This is a genomic window from Bosea sp. F3-2, assembly GCF_008253865.1.
Classification (GTDB): domain Bacteria; phylum Pseudomonadota; class Alphaproteobacteria; order Rhizobiales; family Beijerinckiaceae; genus Allobosea.
The window spans coordinates 4,040,987-4,061,588 of record NZ_CP042331.1; the positions used below are offsets into that span (position 1 = coordinate 4,040,987).

At 65.3% G+C, this 20,602-nt stretch carries 15 protein-coding genes and 4 pseudogenes; 12 read left to right on the top strand and 7 right to left on the bottom strand.

Annotated features, from left to right (window positions below):
* Window positions 1–20: 20 nt before the first annotated feature.
* The 7 genes and pseudogenes from FQV39_RS18535 to FQV39_RS18565 all read left to right on the top strand — a co-directional run bounded on the left by FQV39_RS18535 (window position 21) and on the right by FQV39_RS18565 (window position 9,286).
* Complete coding sequence (locus FQV39_RS18535) at window positions 21–635, top strand: LysE family translocator (RefSeq protein ID WP_149131633.1); 615 nt, start codon at window positions 21–23, stop codon at window positions 633–635.
* A 6-nt stretch (window positions 636–641) separates the two neighbouring features.
* Window positions 642–995, top strand: coding sequence for a hypothetical protein (locus FQV39_RS18540; RefSeq protein WP_149131634.1), 354 nt, complete (start codon window positions 642–644; stop codon window positions 993–995).
* Window positions 996–1,126: 131 nt separating this feature from the next.
* Entirely contained in the window at window positions 1,127–2,965 is a 1,839-nt protein-coding gene (gene recQ, locus FQV39_RS18545; RefSeq protein ID WP_149131635.1) for a DNA helicase RecQ, read from the top strand.
* Between the two features lie 115 nt (window positions 2,966–3,080).
* A complete protein-coding gene (locus FQV39_RS18550; RefSeq protein ID WP_149131636.1) occupies window positions 3,081–4,013 on the top strand; it encodes a sensor domain-containing diguanylate cyclase in 933 nt (310 codons plus the stop codon).
* A 126-nt stretch (window positions 4,014–4,139) separates the two neighbouring features.
* A complete protein-coding gene (gene gyrB, locus FQV39_RS18555) occupies window positions 4,140–6,563 on the top strand; it encodes a DNA topoisomerase (ATP-hydrolyzing) subunit B (RefSeq protein WP_149131637.1) in 2,424 nt (807 codons plus the stop codon).
* Window positions 6,564–6,863: 300 nt separating this feature from the next.
* A pseudogene (locus tag FQV39_RS18560) lies at window positions 6,864–7,885 on the top strand (IS110 family RNA-guided transposase).
* Window positions 7,886–8,128: 243 nt separating this feature from the next.
* Window positions 8,129–9,286: an IS110 family RNA-guided transposase gene (locus FQV39_RS18565; protein ID WP_149130259.1), complete on the top strand. Its 1,158-nt coding sequence runs from the start codon at window positions 8,129–8,131 to the stop codon at window positions 9,284–9,286.
* A gap of 691 nt (window positions 9,287–9,977) precedes the next feature.
* On the opposite strand, the gene FQV39_RS18570 is transcribed toward FQV39_RS18565, so the two are convergent.
* On the bottom strand, window positions 9,978–10,652 hold the full coding sequence (locus FQV39_RS18570) for a hypothetical protein (protein ID WP_248313062.1): 675 nt from the start codon (window positions 10,650–10,652) through the stop codon (window positions 9,978–9,980).
* Window positions 10,653–11,675: 1,023 nt separating this feature from the next.
* Here FQV39_RS18570 and FQV39_RS18575 point away from each other — a divergent pair.
* Together FQV39_RS18575 and FQV39_RS18580 are read left to right on the top strand one after the other, a co-directional pair.
* Complete coding sequence (locus FQV39_RS18575; protein WP_149131638.1) at window positions 11,676–11,891, top strand: hypothetical protein; 216 nt, start codon at window positions 11,676–11,678, stop codon at window positions 11,889–11,891.
* A gap of 69 nt (window positions 11,892–11,960) precedes the next feature.
* A complete protein-coding gene (locus FQV39_RS18580) occupies window positions 11,961–12,245 on the top strand; it encodes a hypothetical protein (protein ID WP_248313063.1) in 285 nt (94 codons plus the stop codon).
* Window positions 12,246–12,302: 57 nt separating this feature from the next.
* Here FQV39_RS18580 and FQV39_RS18585 read toward each other — a convergent pair whose 3' ends face one another.
* Window positions 12,303–13,232 carry a LysR family transcriptional regulator gene (locus tag FQV39_RS18585; protein WP_149131639.1) on the bottom strand — a complete coding sequence of 310 codons (930 nt, stop codon included), beginning with the start codon at window positions 13,230–13,232 and terminating at the stop codon, window positions 12,303–12,305.
* A 159-nt stretch (window positions 13,233–13,391) separates the two neighbouring features.
* On the opposite strand from FQV39_RS18585, the gene FQV39_RS18590 reads away from it, so the two are divergent.
* Window positions 13,392–14,942, top strand: coding sequence for an MFS transporter (locus tag FQV39_RS18590; RefSeq protein ID WP_149131640.1), 1,551 nt, complete (start codon window positions 13,392–13,394; stop codon window positions 14,940–14,942).
* 249 nt (window positions 14,943–15,191) lie between these two features.
* On the opposite strand, the gene FQV39_RS33780 is transcribed toward FQV39_RS18590, so the two are convergent.
* The 5 genes and pseudogenes from FQV39_RS33780 to FQV39_RS18610 all read right to left on the bottom strand — a co-directional run bounded on the left by FQV39_RS33780 (window position 15,192) and on the right by FQV39_RS18610 (window position 17,712).
* Window positions 15,192–15,593 (bottom strand): MurR/RpiR family transcriptional regulator, encoded by a 402-nt coding sequence (locus tag FQV39_RS33780; protein WP_349238593.1) that lies wholly within the window; start codon window positions 15,591–15,593, stop codon window positions 15,192–15,194.
* A gap of 274 nt (window positions 15,594–15,867) precedes the next feature.
* A pseudogene (locus FQV39_RS33785) lies at window positions 15,868–16,116 on the bottom strand (hypothetical protein); the annotation flags it as partial.
* Entirely contained in the window at window positions 16,113–16,601 is a 489-nt protein-coding gene (locus FQV39_RS18600; protein WP_248313435.1) for an HAD hydrolase-like protein, read from the bottom strand. The gene FQV39_RS18600 and the pseudogene FQV39_RS33785, both read right to left, overlap by 4 nt.
* Before the next feature lie 120 nt (window positions 16,602–16,721).
* Window positions 16,722–17,457, bottom strand: a pseudogene (locus tag FQV39_RS18605) (response regulator).
* Between the two features lie 27 nt (window positions 17,458–17,484).
* Entirely contained in the window at window positions 17,485–17,712 is a 228-nt protein-coding gene (locus FQV39_RS18610) for a hypothetical protein (protein WP_149131642.1), read from the bottom strand.
* A gap of 304 nt (window positions 17,713–18,016) precedes the next feature.
* Here FQV39_RS18610 and FQV39_RS18615 point away from each other — a divergent pair.
* Window positions 18,017–18,889, top strand: a pseudogene (locus tag FQV39_RS18615) (IS110 family RNA-guided transposase).
* Between the two features lie 242 nt (window positions 18,890–19,131).
* On the top strand, window positions 19,132–20,289 hold the full coding sequence (locus FQV39_RS18620; protein ID WP_149130259.1) for an IS110 family RNA-guided transposase: 1,158 nt from the start codon (window positions 19,132–19,134) through the stop codon (window positions 20,287–20,289).
* Window positions 20,290–20,602 lie beyond the last annotated feature (313 nt).

Here is a 20,602-nt window from a genome sequence, read left to right on the forward strand (position 1 = left end):
CGAAAAATCGGGAGATCCCCATGGAATTCGCCAGCCTTGCCCTGTTCGCCGGCGTCTATTTCCTCGCCGTCGCCTCGCCCGGACCGGCGATCGCGGCCCTGGTCGCACGCTCCCTCTCCACCGGCTTTCGGAGATCCCTGCCCTTCCTCGCCGGTATGGTCGCAGGTGACCTGGTCTGGTTCACGCTCTCGGCGCTGGGCCTCAGCGTGCTGATGCAGAGCTTCCACGGCATCTTCGTCGCGATCAAATATGCCGGCTGCGCCTATCTCATCTATCTCGCCTTCAAGGCCTGGACGGCTCCGGCCGAAGCGCCAAAACCTTCCGCCGCGGCGCGCGGCGAGGGCGCCCGCCTGTTCATGGGCGGTATCGCGCTGACGCTCGGCAATCCGAAGGTGATGGTGTTCTTCCTGTCGATCCTGCCGTTGGTCATCGATCTCAACACCTTGACCCCGCTCGCCTATCTGGAAGTCATGGCGCTGATCGCGCCGATCCTCGGCGGGACGATGCTGGCCTATGCCTATACAGCCGACCGAGCCCGGCGCCTCGTTGCCAGCCCGCGCGCCATGCGCTGGATCAACCGGGTGACCGGCGGCGTGATGGCAGGGGCGGCCGCCGCGATCGCGACGCGGAGCTGATCGGCTATGCTTCTAACCGCCGGCCTCCTCGATCTCGGCTTCGCCCTGTTCCACGCCGCCTTCTGGCGACTCTTCGGCTGGCCCGCCAGCCTCGAAGCCTCCGGCCGCCTGAACACGGCGATCACCCAGACACTCAACGCGATGCTGATATTCGTCTTCCTCGCCTATGGGGCGGCGCTGATCTGGCAATCCGGGCAGGCCAGCGTGCATCCGCTGCTGCCGCTGGCCGGTGCCGGCTTCTGGAGTTTGCGGCTCGTCCTGCAATTCGTCTGGTTCGACCTCCGACCCTGGCCGTCCAAGCTGATCGCAGCGGTTTTCGCGCTGGCAGCCGTGGTTCATCTGCTGGCCGCCCAAGGCTAAAACCTTCCACATCTTCACGCGCGTCATCCCGGGGTTGACCCGGGATGACGGCGTGGTTCCGGGCAACATCAGCACAGCTTTGGCAGCAGAAAGACTGGCCAAGCGCGCCCGGCTGCGGCACATCCCTTTCCATGTCGCAATCCCGCGAATCAGAAGCCCGCGCAATCCTCAAATCGGTGTTCGGCTATGATGATTTCCGCCCCGGCCAGTGGGAGGTGATCGAAGCCGCGCTCACCGGGCGCGATGTCTTCGCGGTGATGCCGACCGGCTCCGGCAAATCGATGTGCTACCAGCTTCCGGCGCTGGTCGCAGGCGGCCTCACCCTCGTCGTCTCGCCGCTGATCGCGCTGATGCGCGACCAGGTCGGCCAGCTCGTCCGCGCCGGCGTGCCGGCCGCCTCGCTCAATTCGATGAACAGCGAGGCGGAGGCGGCGCAGGCCTGGGACAGGCTCAATGCCGGCGATCTGCGCCTCCTCTTCGTCTCGCCCGAGCGGCTGGCGGGCGAGGGGCTGGTCTCGCGCCTGAAGCGCATCGGGGTGACGCGGCTCGCCATCGACGAGGCGCATTGCGTCTCGCAATGGGGCCATGACTTCCGCCCGGAGTATCGTCTGCTGGCCAAGACGCGCGAGGCGCTGGGCGGCGTGCCGGTGACGGCACTCACGGCCACCGCCGACCGGCAGACCCAGGCCGACATCGCGAGCCAGCTCTTCCCGCAACCGCCGCAGATGGTGGTGCATTCCTTCGACCGGCCGAATTTGAAGCTCGCCTTCGCACCGAAGGAGCAGCCGCGCCGGCAGATCGACGACTTCCTGCGCCGCCACCGCAACGGCTCCGGCATCGTCTATTGCTCCTCGCGCAGCAAGACCGAGAGGCTCGCCGAGGGGCTGCGGGACAAGGGCTGGAACGCGCTTGCCTATCACGCCGGGCTGGAGCAGGCGGAGCGCAACCGCAACCAGGACATCTTCCTGCAGGAGGACGGGGTGGTGGTCTGCGCCACCATCGCCTTCGGCATGGGCATCAACAAGCCGGATGTCCGCTTCGTCGTCCATGCCGACATGCCCGGTTCGATCGAGGGCTACTATCAGGAAATCGGCCGCGCCGGTCGCGACGGGCTGCCGGCCGATACGCTCACCCTCTACGGCGTCGACGACATGGCGCTGCGCCGCCGCCAGATCGACGAGAAGCCGATCGACGACGAGCGCAAACGCATCGAGCACAAGCGCCTCAAGGCGATGATCGACCTCTGCGAGAACGCGCTGTGCCGACGCAGTGCGCTGCTCGCCTATTTCGGCGAGGAGACTCCGCCCTGCCGGCACGGGCAGGCGCCGTTCCGCTGCGATCTCTGTGGCACGGAGGCGCCTGCACTGCAGGACGCGACGCTCGATGCGCGCAAGCTGCTTTCGGCCGTGATCCGCTCCGGCGAGCGCTTCGGCGCCGGTCATCTCGCCGATATCCTGACGGGGACGACGACCGAGGCAATCCGCCGCCAGAACCATGACGGGCTGAAGACCTTCGGTGTCGGTGCCGACAGGCCCAAGGCCGCCTGGATGGGGCTGACGCGCAAGCTCTTCGCCGCCGGGGCTCTGGCTGAAGCCAGCGCCGAGCATGGCGGCTTTCGGCTGACGCCGAAGGGCGAAGACATCCTGTTCGGCCGCGAGGCAGTCGCGCTCAGGGCCGATCCCTTCGCCGAGCGCCGCTCCCGCCGTGGGGAACGCGAGGCAGCACGCGCCGACGGCCTGGACGAAGGCACGGCCGCCCTGTTCGAGCATCTGCGCAAGCTCAGGCTGCAGCTCGCCCGCGAGGAGGGTGTCGCCGCCTACATCATCTTCACCGACCGGACCCTGATCGCGATGGCGCGCGAGCGCCCCCTCGGCCTTGACGAGATGCGCGCGATCGAAGGCGTCGGCGAGCGCAAGCTCACGCAGTATGGCGAAGCCTTCCTCGAAGCGATCGCGAGTTTTCCCGGCTGAGCCGGCACGGCGGTGATCAGCCGCCTCCGAATGCGGGTTGGATCGAGCCACCGGATAGGGCATCCTGTTCCGGCAGGGCGCCGGCGGACGCGTCCGACGCGAGGCCGAAAGGTCCATGGACAGCATCTACGACGCGTTCACCGACCTGGTCGAACATTCGGACGTCCTGCTTGCGGTCTATGACGAGACCGACCGTCTGCGCGTGGCCAATGACGCCTTCCGGCGGACCTTCCATCTCGCGGCCGGCGAAACCCCGACATGGATCGAGATCATGCGGCGCAACCACGCCGCCTTCAAAGGCACGGCGATCCAGGCTGCCGATCTCGAGGCCTGGCTGATCTCGACCCAGTCGCGGCGCGGCAAGACACCGTTCCGGGCCTATGAAACCGATCTCGTCGACGGGCGCTGGCTGTGGATGACGGAAACCGTGCGCCCGAATGGCTGGATGCTCTGCATCGCCAACGAGATCACCGATCTGCGCCGCGAGGAAAGGCTGCTCCGGCAGGACCGCGACCTGGCGATGCGCGCGGCCCAGACCGACGAGCTCACCAGCACGGCCAATCGCCGCTTCGTCTTCGGGCGGCTCGAAGCGCTGATCAGCGCGGCTGCGCTCGTGCCCGACAGTGCGCTCAGCGTCTGCGTGTTCGACATCGATCTGTTCAAAAGCATCAACGACCGCTTCGGGCACCAGGGCGGCGACATGGTGCTGCGCCATTTCACCAATCTCGTGCATCGCGTGATCCGGCGGACCGACTGCTTCGGCCGGATCGGCGGCGAGGAATTCATGCTGGTCATGCCGGGCTCGCCGGCAGAGAATTCCCTGGTCTTTGTCGAGCATCTGCTGGCGGAAGCACGTTCGGCGTACCCTTTGCCCGATCGGCCGGCGGTGACCTATACCTGCTCGGCCGGCATCGCCACCTACCAGCCCGGCGACACCGCCGTGAGCCTCTATGGTCGCGCCGATTGCGCGCTCTATCGCGCCAAGACCGAAGGCCGCGACAGGGCGCGGCTCAGCCTGGAAACACTGCCCCTCGCCGAGCAATCCTGACGCGACGACGGCGCCCCCTGCGTACGCGCACGCGTAGGCGCGTGAAAAAGCCATCGTCTGTCCCTATATTGTCTTCTCGAATCAGGATCACTGCGGGCGCTCGCTCGCCCGTTCAAGGACGACTTCATGACCGACGCTGCGCTCAGCGCCCAGCCCGACGATTACGGCGCTGATTCCATCAAGGTTCTCAAGGGTCTGGATGCGGTCCGCAAGCGGCCGGGCATGTATATCGGCGATACCGATGACGGCTCCGGCCTGCATCACATGGTCTATGAGGTCGTCGACAACGCGATCGACGAGGCTCTGGCAGGACATGCCGACCTCGTCACGGTGACGCTGAACGCCGAGGGATCGGTCACGGTCAGCGACAACGGCCGCGGCATTCCGACCGATATCCACAGCGAGGAAGGCATCTCGGCGGCCGAGGTCATCATGACCCAGCTCCATGCCGGCGGCAAGTTCGACCAGAACTCCTACAAGGTCTCGGGCGGCCTGCACGGCGTCGGCGTCTCCGTCGTCAACGCGCTCTCGGTCTCGCTCAAGCTGCGCATCTGGCGCGGCGGCCACGAGCATTTCATGGAGTTCCGTCATGGCGAGGCGGTGGCCCCGCTCGCCGTCGTCGGCCCGCAGGGCGACAAGCGCGGCACCGAGGTGACCTTCCTGCCGTCGCAGGAAACCTTCACCATGGTGGAGTTCGACTACAAGACGCTGGAGCACCGGCTGCGCGAGCTCGCCTTCCTGAACTCGGGCGTGCGCATCATCCTGACCGACGCCCGCCATGCCGAGGTCGTCCGCGAGGAGCTGATGTACGAGGGCGGCGTCGAAGCCTTCGTGCGCTATCTCGACCGCGCCAAGACGGCGGTGATCGAGAAGCCGATCATGCTGACCTCGGAGAAGGACGGCATCACCGTCGATGTCGCGCTGTGGTGGAACGACAGCTACCACGAGAACGTGCTCTGCTTCACCAACAACATCCCACAGCGCGACGGCGGCACCCATCTCGCCGGCTTCCGCGCCGCGCTGACGCGCCAGATCACCGGCTATGCCGAGAGCTCCGGCATCTCGAAGAAGGAGAAGGTCTCGCTCACCGGCGACGACTGCCGCGAAGGCCTGACCGCGATCGTCTCAGTCAAGGTTCCCGACCCGAAATTCTCCTCGCAGACCAAGGACAAGCTGGTCTCCTCCGAGGTTCGCCCGGTCGTCGAGAACGTCGTCAATCAGGCGCTGGCCGAATGGCTGGAAGAGCATCCCAACGAGGCCAAGACCATCGTCGGCAAGGTGGCGGAGGCCGCCGCCGCGCGCGAGGCCGCCCGCAAGGCGCGCGATCTCACCCGCCGCAAGGGCGCGCTCGACATCGCGTCACTCCCGGGCAAGCTGGCTGATTGCCAGGAGCGCGACCCGGCCAAGTCCGAGCTCTTCATCGTCGAGGGTGACTCGGCAGGCGGCTCCGCCAAGCAGGGCCGCGCCCGCGAATATCAGGCCGTGCTGCCGCTGCGCGGCAAGATCCTCAATGTCGAGCGGGCGCGCTTCGACAAGATGCTCTCCTCCGACCAGGTCGGCACGCTGATCACGGCGCTCGGCGCCGGCATCGGCCGCGAGGAGTTCAACATCGAGAAGCTGCGCTACCACAAGATCATCATCATGACGGACGCCGACGTCGACGGCGCCCATATCCGCACGCTGCTGCTGACCTTCTTCTACCGGCAGATGCCGGAAGTGATCGAGCGCGGCCATCTCTTCATCGCCCAGCCGCCGCTCTACAAGGCAGCGCGCGGCAAGAGCCATGTCTATCTCAAGGACGAGCGGGCGCTGGAGCAGTATCTGATCGACTCGACACTGGACGGGGCGACCTTCCGCACCAGCGAGGGCGTCGAGCGCGGCGGGGCCGATCTGCGCACCCTGATCGAGGAAGCCCGCAGCGTCCGCAACGCGCTGTCGCAGCTGCATTCGCGCTACGACCGGCGCGTCGTCGAGCAGATGGCGATCGCCGGCGTGCTGCATCCGGTGAGCGAGGAGAACGAGGCGCAGGCCAACGAGGCCGCAGCCTATGTCGCACGCCGACTGGACGCGATCTCGGACGAGCTGGAGCGCGGCTGGGAGGGCAAGGTCAGCGAAGGCGGCTTCGTCTTCTCGCGCATGGTGCGCGGCGTGAAGCAGGCGGCGACGATTGATGCCGGGCTGCTCGCCAGCGCGGAAGCCCGCAAGCTCGACGCCGCCGCGGTCTCGCTGCAGGAGGCCTACGCCAAGCCGGGCACGCTGAGCCGCAAGGGCGATTCGTTCCCGATCAACGGCCCCACCGACCTGTTTGAGGCGGTCTCGACGATCGGCAAGAAGGGCGTCGCGCTGCAGCGCTACAAAGGTCTCGGCGAGATGAACCCCGACCAACTCTGGGAGACGACGCTCGACCGCGACGTCCGGACACTGCTGCGGGTCAAGAACGACCAGAACGACGAGGCTGACGATCTCTTCGTCAAGCTGATGGGCGACGTCGTCGAGCCACGGCGCGAATTCATCCAGACGAACGCACTCAACGCGACAGTCGATATCTGAAACTCTGGCTAGCTATGCTTCGATATTCCTGATCGGCGGCGTAGCGGCGACGTTGGGGCTGTGGATGGTTACGTCAGAACGCGACGTTTCGCCCTCCGCGCAATTGTAGGCTGAGACATTGCCCATAGTGCGGGGTCGTCCAGCTCCGCACCCCCATCAAGTGCCGCGTAAGGCAGATCCCAAGCCCCCGTTCCGGCTCTCATGTCCGCTTTCGGGCGGCGAAGCAATGTCCGGAAGTGATGCTGTGGACGGCTCTCCAGCCCCGCGGGAGCATAAGCTCTCGCAGAGATGGAGGAGAGCATGGATCAGGCAATCACGATCGGGTTGGACATCGCGAAGTCGGTCTTTCAGGTTCACGGTGTCGACCGGAGCGGCACAGTCGTGGTCCGGCGGCAGGTTCGGCGAGCGCAACTCCTTCCGTTCTTCGCCAAGCTGCCGGCTTGATCGGGATCGAGGCGTGTGCCACGGCGCATCATTGGGCGCGCGAGCTGATCAAGCTCGGCCACCAGGTCCGGCTGATGCCGCCGAGCTAGGTGAAGCCGTATGTCAAGCGGCAGAAGAATGATGCGGCCGATGCGGAAGCGATCTGCGAAGCCGTGACCCGCCCGACCATGCGCTTCGTCGAGGTGAAGAGCGTCGATCAGCAGGGCATCCTGGTGCTGCATCGTGTTCGGCTCATGCTCATGCGCCAGCGCGTCCAGCTGTCGAACGCGATCCGAGGCCACATGGCGGAGTTTGGGCTGGCGGCGCCGATCGGGAGGGAAGGTCTGGGGGCTCTCATCAGGCTCATCGCCGACAAAGACGAGCGTGTGCCCGCCGAGGCGCAGATGTGTCTTGGAAGGCTGGCTGCTCAACTCGCGCTGATCAACGATCAGATCTTGGAAACGGATCGCCGGATCAGAACGAACGCCCGCGCGACCGAGATCGGCCGCAGGCTGATGGGTGTGCCGGGCGTCGGTCCTCTCCTGGCGAGCGCTCTCGTAGCCACCATACCGGATCCCAAAGCGTTTCGGTCAGGCCGAAACTGGGCGGCATGGATCGGCCTCGTGCCTCGGCAGAACTCAAGCGGCGGGAAGGAGCGCCTGGGCGGCATCACCAAACAGGGCGACCGTTACCTGCGCCAGTTGCTGGTTGTCGGGGCTCTGGCTGTCGTGCGCTACGCGCAGCGGAACGGAACGCGGCGGCCATGGCTGGTCCAACTGTTGGCCCGGCGAACGACAAAGATCGCGACCGTCGCCTTGGCCAACAAAACGGCCCGGATGGTCTGGGCGATCATGACCACCGGTGAGGCCTATCGCGAGCCGGTCTCGCGGGCCGCATAGAGATCAGGCGAACCGCACCGACGAGCTTGGGAAGGGCGAAACGAACGTAACGCAGCCAGCCGGTCGAACCGAAGAACGGGAAAACCCACACGCGCCACAGCGCCTTCAAGCGCGCGGTTTTGGTCGGGACCCGTCCTCGCGGAAGGCATTATGGCCAGCGGCTTTATGTGCCGCACCAACAGATCCCATGATTGCGGCGCAGGCGGATACGCTGCGTCATCCAAAAGAGAGGGATCCCCGGCCATGTCGCAGTCATCCAACACTCTCGGCCCTGTTCATTACGATGGAACGCTCGTGCTCGCGATCGAGCTGAGTAGCAAGAGTTGGGTTCTGGCGGCGCAGATCCCCGGTCTTCCGCAGACGCGGGCGAAGCGCACCATCGATCCGGACAAGCTCGCCCTTCAATCCGCGATCGACGGCTACCGCGCTCGTGCGGCTGCTGCCGGCCACTCGGTCGACCGGGTCATTGCGACCTATGAAGCCGGGTGGTCCGGGTTCTGGCTGGCAAGATGGCTCATCGCGATGGGCGTAGAGGTCCATGTCATCCAGCCTTCGAGCGTGCCCGTGGATCGGCGTATGCGCCGCGCGAAGTCCGACGGCATCGATGCCGAATTGCTCCTGCGCACGCTGCTCGCATGGCTCCGCGGCGAACCCCGCGTCTGTTCGATGGTGCCGATCCCTGATGAAGTCGACGAGGATGCCCGGCGCTGCGTCCGGGAACGGACCGAGCTGGTCTCCGAGCGTGTTGGCCTTGTCAACCGGATCGGTGCTGTTCTGGCGACGCTCGGAGCCGGCGACTACAATCCCCTTCTCCAAAATCGCCGCCGCCGGCTGGCTGAGCTGCGGACCGGGCTTGGCAAGCCGCTCCCGCCAAACGCGCTGGCCAAAATCGAACGATTGCTCACCAGGTTGGAACTTGTGATCGCGCAAATGGCGGAGTTGGAGCGCGACCGCGATGCCGTTGCCGAGGCCGTTGCGCCAGACGAAGGCGGCAAGATGATCCAGCAACTTTGCAGCCTGCGCGGCATCGGTGTGCAAAGCGCGACCGTGCTGGTCCGCGAGGCCTTTGTGCGCCGCTTTGCCAACGGGAAGGCGCTTGGCTCATACGCCGGTCTTGCTGCGACTCCGTACAGCAGCGGCGGGATCGAGCGCGAGCAAGGGATCGGAAAAGCTGGCAATCGACGGCTCAGAACCGTGATGGTCGAGCTCGCCTGGCTCTGGCAGCGCTATCAGCCTGGTACAGCGCAAGTGGCCTGGTTCCGCGATCGCGTCGGCTCAACCGGCCGGCGTGTCCGCAAAGTGATGGTGGTCGCCCTCGCGCGCAAACTCCTGATCGCCCTGTGGAGGTTTGTCATTGACGGTATCGTGCCCGAGGGCGCGATCATGAAGCCCTCGGCGTAGACCATCTCCGAGATCGGGCTGCACTGCTACGGCATTGCGGCCCGGTGATCCGAGGGAACGTCGCCGTTGTTCGGCGTGGCGCCTGGCGCCGTCTTCACAGAGTGGTGCCGTTCCTTTGGAGCTCTCCCGTCCCGTATGCGGGACAGTGGTCGGGATCGCCATCCCGCCGGATGTGAGGTTTGCAGGCAGGTCCTGCCGCGAGAGAGCTCACCTCGGTTCATGATCGGAAAAAACCGTTGACCGGAGAATCATCATGTGAGGTCGAACACATGGCCGCACCGACCAGCCCTGCAGAACGCTCGAAAGCCCTTGCCAACGGAGAGCCGTCCACACATGGCGCACCGCCGTGCCAGGCCGAACCCTGCGCGGAACGACGGCTCTTCGACTAGCTGCCTTCGATTCCTCGCTTTTTGCGCAGCGTCGGAAACAGTGAGACTCCCTTTACGGCGAGCAGCATCGCGAACGTCAGAATCAATGATGATGAAGCCCCCCTTCGTTATCGGCCTAGTGAGCGCGATAGCCGACCATCGCGCTCCAGGCTGCGTTCTGCGTGCGGACGAGTTCCCAGTCGACTTGGCTTTGGCCTGCCGAGGGAATTTACGTCCCCATTGAAGCCGCCAACGTCACCCCGCAGGACCATGTCGGTTTGAAGCGTGAACCGGTGATGCAGGCGCAGGCCGGCCAGGAGGCATCAGTAGCAAGGCGGGAGTGGATAGTAGCCGCAGCGCGGGGCGTAGTAGTATGGGTAGGCTGCCGCTGCCGCTCCGGCGGCAACCGCTCCGGCAGCCATTGCACCACGGTAATAGGCGCCTCGCCAGGCAGTCCTGCGTGCGACGCCGGCAAAAGACAAGGGCGTAAAGGGACGGCCGATAATGTCGATGAAGACCGATGCCGGACCGTCAGCACCCGTCAGACTGCCCTCGAGCACATCGACATCGAAGGTCAGGTTTCCGCCTTCCAGTTTCGGCGACTTCAAGACGACTACGGCGTCTAGGACCGTCGAGCCATCTTTCTTGAAGCCGGAAACCGTAGCGTTCGGCGGGTCTTTTGCGAAATTGTCGCTGCCGTTGCCCCAGTCCTCGACGATTCTGGCGGTCAGGTCGTGTCCCGCCGCCCTCACCGGGCGGTCAGCGAAGACGATGGCGTTCGGAGAGATGCCGACCAGCACCAGCTTGCCGTCCTTCAGACTGGCACCCTGGGAGTTGAGGACAAACAGCGACGGAACGACTTCAGGCTTCGCTTGTCCGATGGACTTTTCAAGCGGCACGTGCGGTTGAACCGCAGGGGTAGTTTGGGCCGAAAGCATTCCCGGCACGTTGAGCAGTGTTGCGGCAACAATCGCAATACGGGTTGCGCGAATTGTCATTAAATTCCCCTCCTCGCGGTTTGCCCTCAGCAATCGAGCAGCAGAGACATCGTTCCTTCGTCGCTCCGCTCGCGTGCCGGCAGCATGCGACAAACACGACCCTCTGGTCGCAGCCAAACGGAACTCGGCCCTGACGCCCGACTTTCGAAGAACGGCTTGGTGAGCTCGCTGCCGTATTTGTCGCCAACCGGTGGGAAATTCTTGCCATTTCACGCCAAAGCATGACCTGATTCAGGTCGACGAAACTCACCGCGGGAATACCCGATCGAACACGGCACTGAAAATCTCATCGAGGAACTTAAGGCGGGCGGGTTATAGCGGCGGAGACCTTCAACTCCGGGGCGCCGCTCCGACCGGGGCCGCCGTCTACTGGCTGTGCGACCCCGAAGCCATCGACCATGACGAGGCGCATAGAGCTGCCGTGAAACGGCACATCGATTTGATGGATCGCCTAACCTAGTGTGGCAATGCCTAGCGGCTGCCCGGTATTCCCTCTCTACGGCTTCCCAGTCCGTTGGCTTTGTCGAACCTGCCGCCATATCCTCGGCTGAGTGAGTGGGGCGCGCCGCCTCCGTGCCTTTTGGGGGTCAGCCTGTGACAGCTCTTAATGACTTGAAGAAATATCCGCCGAACACCCGTCTTGCCGTGTTGACGACTGGCGGGGTGATAATCTCAGGCGAAGTCGACCACCTTGACGCAGCCAGCGTGGTGCTTGTGAACTCGACAGTGGGGAGCGCGGCCGGAGGGGTGGCTGTGGCTGGCCGCACGATTACCGTCTACCTTGAGGACGTCAGCGCGCATTGGGATGTGAACAGCTGAACTAGCCACACCATCTTCCCCGCGGCATCGCCATCACCCGCGCCGCCATCCCTTCGTGGGGGTGCAGGATCCAGAGCCGGCCGCGCCAATCACGAAGTGACGCCACCGGCTTCCAGCGACGCCCGGCCGGGCGGAAGATGCTCCGGAACAGTGCGGGGCCGGGCATGGTTGTTTCTCTGGGGTTAGTTGACGACGAGGCAAGCAATGCCTGACGAACGAACCGAAATTGCCATCGAAGCGGCAGCAAAGGCCTTCCACGAAATGAACCGCGAAAAGCGGCAGTTTCTCTGGGAGCAAGCCAGCGAGGAATGGCGTGGCGATGTCCGCGCCTTTGTCAGGCCGTTGGTTGAGGCGGCTCTGACTGCTTCTGATGCCTATATCGATGCTCAAGCGGCGGTGCTGCCAACACCGAGAGAATGATCCTGTAGCGGCTTGTGGCACATCAGGCTCCGGCTCGCGTAGTAGCATCTCGCAAGGATCGCGGCTCAGATGTTCAAAATGTTCTTCGAGATGTCGATGCTCGCGTTCGAAGCGCAGCAAGCGATTTGGCTGCGCACAATCAGACTTTCCAAGGGCGGCCAAGCGGCCAGTCGCGGGGCAAAGTTGATGGTGACAGAGAAGGTTTCCGCCGCTCAACGGGCGGCCGGCAGGCTCGCAACCGGAACGGCCCCCCACCGGGGTCATTCGCGGATACAGGACGAAGGTGCGCTCGAATGTGCGGCGCTTGTCCAAGCGCTAGAAGCGACAAAAAGCTATCGACGAGGCCGGGCTTGATACCGACTAGGCGATGCTCCGAAGGCGGCTGGGACAGCCGAAGGAACGGGGGCTGGCTCAACTGGGGGCGACCGTTGCTTGGGGAAGTGTCTCGCAGCGGGTTGAAAACAGGCGTTCCCCGATAAAATCCACGAAGACCCGGACTTTCGGCGAGAGGTTGCGGTTGGAGGGCCAGATCAGGCTGAAATTGCCGGGAGCATCGATCCGGGCGTCGAGCAAGGTGCGCAGTTCCCCCTTCGCCAGCGCATCGCGCGCCAGGAAATCCGGCATGCAGCCGATGCCAAGGCCGGCGACGGTGGCGCCGCGCAGCGCCTCCATATTGTTGCAGGTCAACACCGTGCGGACGCGCAGCTCCGGTTCGCCAGCCAGCAGCGTGAGCGGCCATGCTTGAGTCTTGCCGCTGTTGGGATAGCGGAAGCGGACGCCGAGATGCCCGTCGAGATCGCGTGGGCACTCGGGCTTGCCATGGCGCTCCAGATAGGACGGTGCGGCGCAGAGCAGCATCTGGAATGGCCGCAAGGTCCGCGCCATCAGGCGCGAATCCGGGAGGTCTCCGCTGCGGATCGCGACATCGACGCCCTCATCGATCAGATCGACGAGGCGGTCGTTGAAATCGAGATCGACCTCGATCTCGGGATAGCGCGCCATGAATTCCGGCAAGACCGGCAACAGCAGGTGATAACTCACGATCGGCGCGCTGACGCGCAGACGCCCGCGCGGCACGTCCAAGGTGCGAGCGAGCATGGCGCGAGCGTCGTCGAGATCGTCGAGGATGCGCCGGCAGCGCTCGTGGAAAGCGCGACCCTCCTCGGTCAGCCGCAGGCTGCGGGTGGAGCGCTGGAACAGGCGGATGCCAAGCTGCTGTTCGAGCTTGGTCACGGCCTTGCCGACCGCGGACGCAGAAAGCCCGAGCACGCGCCCGGCCGCGACGAAGCTGCCGAGATCCGCGGTTCGTACAAAGGCCGTAAGGCCGGTCAGCGAATCCACCCTAGCCCTTTCGGCACATGATCATTCGAGCGTTTCATTCCGATAAGATCGGAATGAAGGGTTCATTGGCAGTTATTCCATCAAGATTATCCTGTTTCGACAGGAAGGCGAGTGCCGATCGGAGGCGCAGCGCCGCCGTCGAACAGGACAATCCAATCCATGACGCAAGCCATCACCCGACCGAGCGCGACTGGACAGGCGCTGGTGCTGCTCTCCGTCTGCCTCGCCGCTGCCGCGATGCCACTGACCTTCACCGGGCCGGCGGTGGCGCTTCCCGCCATCGGCAGAGCATTGGGCGGCAGCCCGGTCGCGCTCAACTGGGTCACCAACGCCTTCATGCTGAGCTTCGGATCGAGCCTGATGGCGGCAGGCGGGCTGGCGGATGCCTATGGCCGCAAGCGCGTCTTCCTCGTCGGCGTCGGCGCATTCGCCATGCTCTCCATGGCACTGGCCGTTGCACCCGACATCCTCTGGTTCGATCTCGGGCGGGCGGCCCAGGGCATCGCAGCGGCAGCCGCCTTTTCCGGCGGCATGGCTGCGTTGGCGCAGGAATTCGATGGGCGCGCGCGCATCCGTGCCTTCAGCATCGTCGGCACGAGCTTTGGCGTCGGCCTTGCCTTCGGACCGATCGCGTCGGGGGTGATGATCGACGCCTTCGGCTGGCGCAGCATCTTCGGGCTCGTGGTCGTTCTGGCGGTGCTCGCCCTGGCGCTCGGCGCGCGCTTCCTGCGGGAAACGCGCGACCCGGGCGCAGCCAGCCTCGACTGGCCGGGCGCGCTCAGCTTCACGCTGGCCCTGGCGCTCTTCACTTATGGCGTCCTACTGGCACCGGAGCGCGGCTGGTCCGAGCCGATCGTGATGAGCCTGCTGGCGGGCTCCGTCGGGTGCTTCATCGCCTTCAACGTGATCGAGCGGCGCGTCGCTCGGCCGATGCTGGACCTCTCCTTGTTCCGCTACCCCCGGTTCGTCGGGGTGCAATTGCTGGCAGCAGCACCGGCTTATGCCTTCGTCGTGCTGCTGATCCTGTTGCCGGTGCGTTTCGTTGGCATCGAGGGCTTGAGCGAGATCGCTGCCGGCCGGCTGATGATCGCGCTCTCGGCACCACTGCTGGTTCTGCCGATCGCGGCCGGTCTGATGACGCGCTGGTTTGCGCCAGCGGCGATCTGCGGCGTCGGCCTGTTGATCTCCGCCGCTGGCCTGTTCTGGCTGAGCCGCCTCCCGCTCGGAGGCACGACGATGGGCGTCGCCATGCCGATGGCGCTGATCGGCATTGGCATCAGCCTGCCCTGGGGGCTGATGGACGGGCTTGCCGTCAGTGTCGTGCCCAAGGAGCGCGCCGGCATGGCGACCGGTATCTTCAGCACTACGCGTGTAGCCGGCGAAGGTGTAGCGCTCGCTGTGGTCAGCGCCGTGCTGTCCGCCCTGACGGCGGGCCATCTCGCGGCTGGCGCGCCGGCGGCAAATGCAGGCCCCGCCGCCCAACGGCTCGTCACCGGCGACATCGCGAGCGCCGCGACCACCTTGCCCCAGATGAGCCATACGGCGCTCGTCCAGAGCTATGGCGACGCCTTCGCCGCATTGCTCCTGATGCTCTGCGCCATCACAATCGTCACCGCTATCGTCGTCTTCGCTTTCCTCGGGCGTGGAACCGAGCAAGAGGCCGAGCCGGCGATGGAGGCAGAAGAGCGCCTCTGCACATTGGAGACCTGAGCCCGGCTCGCTCAATGCGGGCACGGCGCGGGCGGCGTCTGACCGGCAAAGGCGGGAGGCGTCCTGAAGCCGATCGGGACGATGGAATGGCCGAAAGGGGTTAGACGCCGACTAGCATGGCCATTGTCCGCTTGCGGGCCATCACTCAATGTCTGCCACTGGTGCGAGATGGAACGGTCATTCGCACGCGGCCTGCAATAGCGAAAGCCCTCTTGGCAGAGCGGCTTGCCGCGGGACCAATCCAGAGGGCTAGAAGCGTTTCGTCGCCAGTACGTCGAAGGTCTTGCCGATCGTCGCGACGGCCTTATCGTAATCGGCCAGCGACAGGCAGGCGATCAGGGCGTCGATGACGGCGAGCTGGGCGATGCGGCTCGTCATCGCCTCGGTGCGGAACTGGGTCTCCCGCGCCACGGTGTTCAAGACGATATCGGCATAGGCGAGCAGCGGCGATTTGCCGAAATTGGTAATGCAGATTGTGGTTGCACCCGCCTCCCGCGCCAGCCTGGTCGCAGTGACGGTTTCGTGGGTCGAGCCCGAATGCGAGATCGTGATCGCTACGATGTCCGGACCGGTCAGCGAGGCGCTGATCGCCTGGACGTGCGAATCGACTACAACCTTGGATTCGACGCCGATGCGCAGGCAGCCGGTAATTGGCGTCCTCGGCGATCGGAGCGGCGCTGCCGATGCCGTAGAGCTCGACGCGGCGCGCCTTGCGGATCGCGGCGACCGCGTTCTCCATCGCGCCCTTGTCGAGCACCTTCATCGTGTCGTGCAGCGCCTGCAGATCGCTGCGGAAGATCTTCTCGATCACCGTCCCGGTGTCGTCGGCGCGCGCCAGATCCTCGTGGATGAACTGCACCGGCTGCACCAGATCGCGCGCCAGCGCGATCTTGACCTGCTGGAAGCCGCGCGCACCGAGCAGGCGGCAGAGCGAGATCACGCTGCCTTCGCTCGCTTCCGCCCGTTCGGCCACCTCCGTCACCGACATGTGCACGACCTCGGCCGCATGGGCGAGGAAGATGTCGGCAATGCGCGCAGCCGTCGGCGGCAGCGTCGGGCGCAGCGCCGTTAGCCGCTCGATCACGCCATCGAAGCCGTCATGTGACCCGGTGCGCGGCCGGTCGGGGCTCTCGGGCATCGCGTCGGCATCCGGCTTGGGTTGAGACGAGGTCATGCTGGCAAGGCGATCACGCCTTTCTGCCGTGGGCAAGCCGTCTCGCCATGCGCTTGCGGGAACACCCCGTCGGCGATCTCGACATAGCGCAGGCCGAAGCGACGGGCGCCCTCGCCATCGGTCCGGGGATTGTCGCCGAGCATCGCGACAGCCCGCTTGGGCAGGTCGAGCAAGGCGAGCCCAGTAGCAAACAGGGTCGGCTCCGGCTTGCCGATGAGGCGATAGCTCACCGGACCGGTGCAGGCGAGCAGCGCGGCCAGGAGCGCGCCGGTCTCCGGCACGACCGCGCCGCCCGGGCCAGGATGGACGAGATCCGGGTTGGCGACGACGAGCTCGGCTCCCGCCCGTATGGCATTGGCGGCGAGCGCCAGCCGCGCATGGCTGAAGCGCCGGTCGCGGCCGAGAAAGACGATATCGGGCCGCACACGGACCGGCACGAGGCCACGCTCGCGGGCATGGCGCGCCAGGCTGGCGCTCGCCAGCATGAGCACGCGCGCCCCTCGCTGACACGCGGCGATGTCGTCGAGCGCGAGCGAGGCCGATGATCCCGACCACCAGGAGCGCAATCTGGCTGCCGATCCGCGCAGGCAGGCGAAACAGCCGGGTCATTGCCGCTCGACGGGGGGAGTGAAGAGATAACCGCCCGAACGGATCGTCTTGATCAATTCCGGCTCGCGTGGTTCGCGTTCGATCTTCTGGCGAAGACGGCTGATCAGGATATCGATACTGCGCTCGAAGGGAGCGGCGGTTCGCCCCTGCGTCAGATCGAGCAGGGCATCACGGGAGAGCACGCGCCCGGGCCGCTCGCAGAAGACCCGCAGCAGATCGAACTCGGCCCCGGTCACGGCGACCCGGGCCTTGTCCGGATTGGTCAGCTCGCGGTTGTTTGCGTTCAGGGTCCAGCCCAGAAAGGCGAAGATGCCGGGCAGTTCGTTCGGATCGGCCTGCCCACCGCCCTGCCGCCGTATGACGGCCCGAATGCGCGCCAGCAATTCGCGTGGATTGAAGGGTTTGCCGAGATAGTCGTCGGCTCCCATCTCGAGGCCGATGATCCTGTCCACATCCTCGCTGCGTGCGGTGAGCATAATGATCGCCACCTGTGTCGTCAGGCGGAGCCGCCGGCAGATCGACAGGCCGTCTTCACCCGGCAGGTTGAGGTCGAGCACGATCAGATCGAACCGGCCGTCCCGCAACATCCGGTCCATCTCGCGTCCGTCGCGCGCCGTCGAGCTGCGATAGATAGCGCGCTACCAGCGCGCTGATTTCGCGGTCGTCCTCGACGATCAGAACATGCGCCGATGCGCTCACTTTATCATCCGTTGCTTCAAGCGATGCGAGCATATCGGACCCGTGGTTTCCGTACAGCCGTCATCGTGGACCCGGCCGATAGGCGACTCCGTCGCATTCGATGACGCTGTCGGGCGCGATGCGGGCTTCGCCGATACCCTGCTCTCGCCCGGTCACGGGATCGCGATAGATCATGCGCCGACAGGCGGAGGCGCTATCGACGAAGCCTGCATCGAAGAGGCGCAGCAGGAGCATGGCGGCCCACAGGGTCCCGATCACCAGGATACCGGCCCACTGGGAGCGCGTCACGATGGAAACGGGCCGCGTTGGCGAGCAGGCATCTGGCATCGGCGCTCCGGTGGTGCTTGCGACCGCCGGATAGACCGCATTTGTTTCCGCCATGCCGAATGGATGTTGCCGGAGTGTTTCGGTTGGTATCCAAGCCGCAATTTGGGAGCGTGCGCCTGCTTCTAGCCTGGATCGGCGGAAGCGTCGCTAAAGCGATCTGCGGACGTCCTATTTCGGGTAACTTTCCGATGTCCGGAGGTGATGCTGTGGACGACTCTCCGCCCCTGCGGGAGCGTGAGCCCCTGCAAAGCAGGAGGAGAGCTTCATGGTCGAGGTTGTCACAGTCGGTCTGGATATCGCCAAGTCGGTCTTTCAGGTTCACGGCGTGGATGCCGGCGGGGGAGTCGTGATCCGTCGCCAGCTCCGGCGGGCGCAGGTCTTGCCCTTCTTCGCCAAGCAGCCGGCGAGCCTGATCGGCATCGAAGCCTGCGCTACGCGCACTATTGGGCCCGCGAGCTCGGCGCGCTGGGCCACCAAGTGAAGCTCATACCGCCGAGCTATATGAAGCCATATGTGAAGCGGCAAAAGAACGATGCCGCACATGGCAGAGTTCGGCCTGGTGGCGCCGATCGGGCACGAGGGGCTGCAAAAGCTGATCGGGCTGGTGGAAGAGAGGGATCCACGCGTGCCGGATGAGGCAAGGGTCTGCCTGGAGTTTCTGGTCGCCCAACTGCGGCTGGTGAACCTCCAGATCCTGGAAACCGATCGACGGATCAGGACCAGCGCACGGTCCACCGAGGTCGGCCGCAGGCTGATGAGCATCCCCGGCGTCGGGCCGCTGCTGGCTAGCGCCCTGGTCGCGACGGTGGCTGATCCGAAAGCCTTCAAATCCGGCCGTAACCTGGCGGCCTGGATCGGGCTCGTGCCGAAGCAGAACTCCAGCGGCGGGAAGGAGCGCCTGGGCGGCATCACCAAACAGGGCGACCGTTACCTGCGGCAGCTCCTGGTCGTCGGCGCCTTGGCCGTGGTTCGCTACGTCGAGCGGCACGGGACCCGCCGGCCGTGGCTCGTTCAGTTACAGACGAAGCGACCGACGAAGGTGGCGACGGTGGCTTTGGCCAACAAGATCGCCCGGATCGCCTGGGCCATCATGACCAGCGGCGAGAGCTACCGCGAGCCGGAGCCGGCTGCCGCGTAAATCAGGCGAACCGCACCGACGAGCTTGGGAAGGGCACCGACGGACTAACGCATCCCGCCGGTCGATACCGAAGGACAGGAAAGCCCTCTTGCGCCACAGCGCCTTCAAGCGCGCGGTTTTGGTCGGGACCCGTCCTCGCGGAAGGCATTATGGCCAGCGGCTTTATGTGCCGCACCAACAGATCCCATGATTGCGGCGCAGGCGGATACGCTGCGTCATCCAAAAGAGAGGGATCCCCGGCCATGTCGCAGTCATCCAACACTCTCGGCCCTGTTCATTACGATGGAACGCTCGTGCTCGCGATCGAGCTGAGTAGCAAGAGTTGGGTTCTGGCGGCGCAGATCCCCGGTCTTCCGCAGACGCGGGCGAAGCGCACCATCGATCCGGACAAGCTCGCCCTTCAATCCGCGATCGACGGCTACCGCGCTCGTGCGGCTGCTGCCGGCCACTCGGTCGACCGGGTCATTGCGACCTATGAAGCCGGGTGGTCCGGGTTCTGGCTGGCAAGATGGCTCATCGCGATGGGCGTAGAGGTCCATGTCATCCAGCCTTCGAGCGTGCCCGTGGATCGGCGTATGCGCCGCGCGAAGTCCGACGGCATCGATGCCGAATTGCTCCTGCGCACGCTGCTCGCATGGCTCCGCGGCGAACCCCGCGTCTGTTCGATGGTGCCGATCCCTGATGAAGTCGACGAGGATGCCCGGCGCTGCGTCCGGGAACGGACCGAGCTGGTCTCCGAGCGTGTTGGCCTTGTCAACCGGATCGGTGCTGTTCTGGCGACGCTCGGAGCCGGCGACTACAATCCCCTTCTCCAAAATCGCCGCCGCCGGCTGGCTGAGCTGCGGACCGGGCTTGGCAAGCCGCTCCCGCCAAACGCGCTGGCCAAAATCGAACGATTGCTCACCAGGTTGGAACTTGTGATCGCGCAAATGGCGGAGTTGGAGCGCGACCGCGATGCCGTTGCCGAGGCCGTTGCGCCAGACGAAGGCGGCAAGATGATCCAGCAACTTTGCAGCCTGCGCGGCATCGGTGTGCAAAGCGCGACCGTGCTGGTCCGCGAGGCCTTTGTGCGCCGCTTTGCCAACGGGAAGGCGCTTGGCTCATACGCCGGTCTTGCTGCGACTCCGTACAGCAGCGGCGGGATCGAGCGCGAGCAAGGGATCGGAAAAGCTGGCAATCGACGGCTCAGAACCGTGATGGTCGAGCTCGCCTGGCTCTGGCAGCGCTATCAGCCTGGTACAGCGCAAGTGGCCTGGTTCCGCGATCGCGTCGGCTCAACCGGCCGGCGTGTCCGCAAAGTGATGGTGGTCGCCCTCGCGCGCAAACTCCTGATCGCCCTGTGGAGGTTTGTCATTGACGGTATCGTGCCCGAGGGCGCGATCATGAAGCCCTCGGCGTAGACCATCTCCGAGATCGGGCTGCACTGCTACGGCATTGCGGCCCGGTGATCCGAGGGAACGTCGCCGTTGTTCGGCGTGGCGCCTGGCGCCGTCTTCACAGAGTGGTGCCGTTCCTTTGGAGCTCTCCTGTCCCGTATGCGGGACAGTGGTCGGGATCGCCATCCCGCCGGATGTGAGGTTTGCAGGCAGGTCCTGCCGCGAGAGAGCTCACCTCGGTTCATGATCGGAAAAAACCGTTGACCGGAGAATCATCATGTGAGGTCGAACACATGGCCGCACCGACCAGCGCTGCTGCAGTCCAACAAAACCCTTG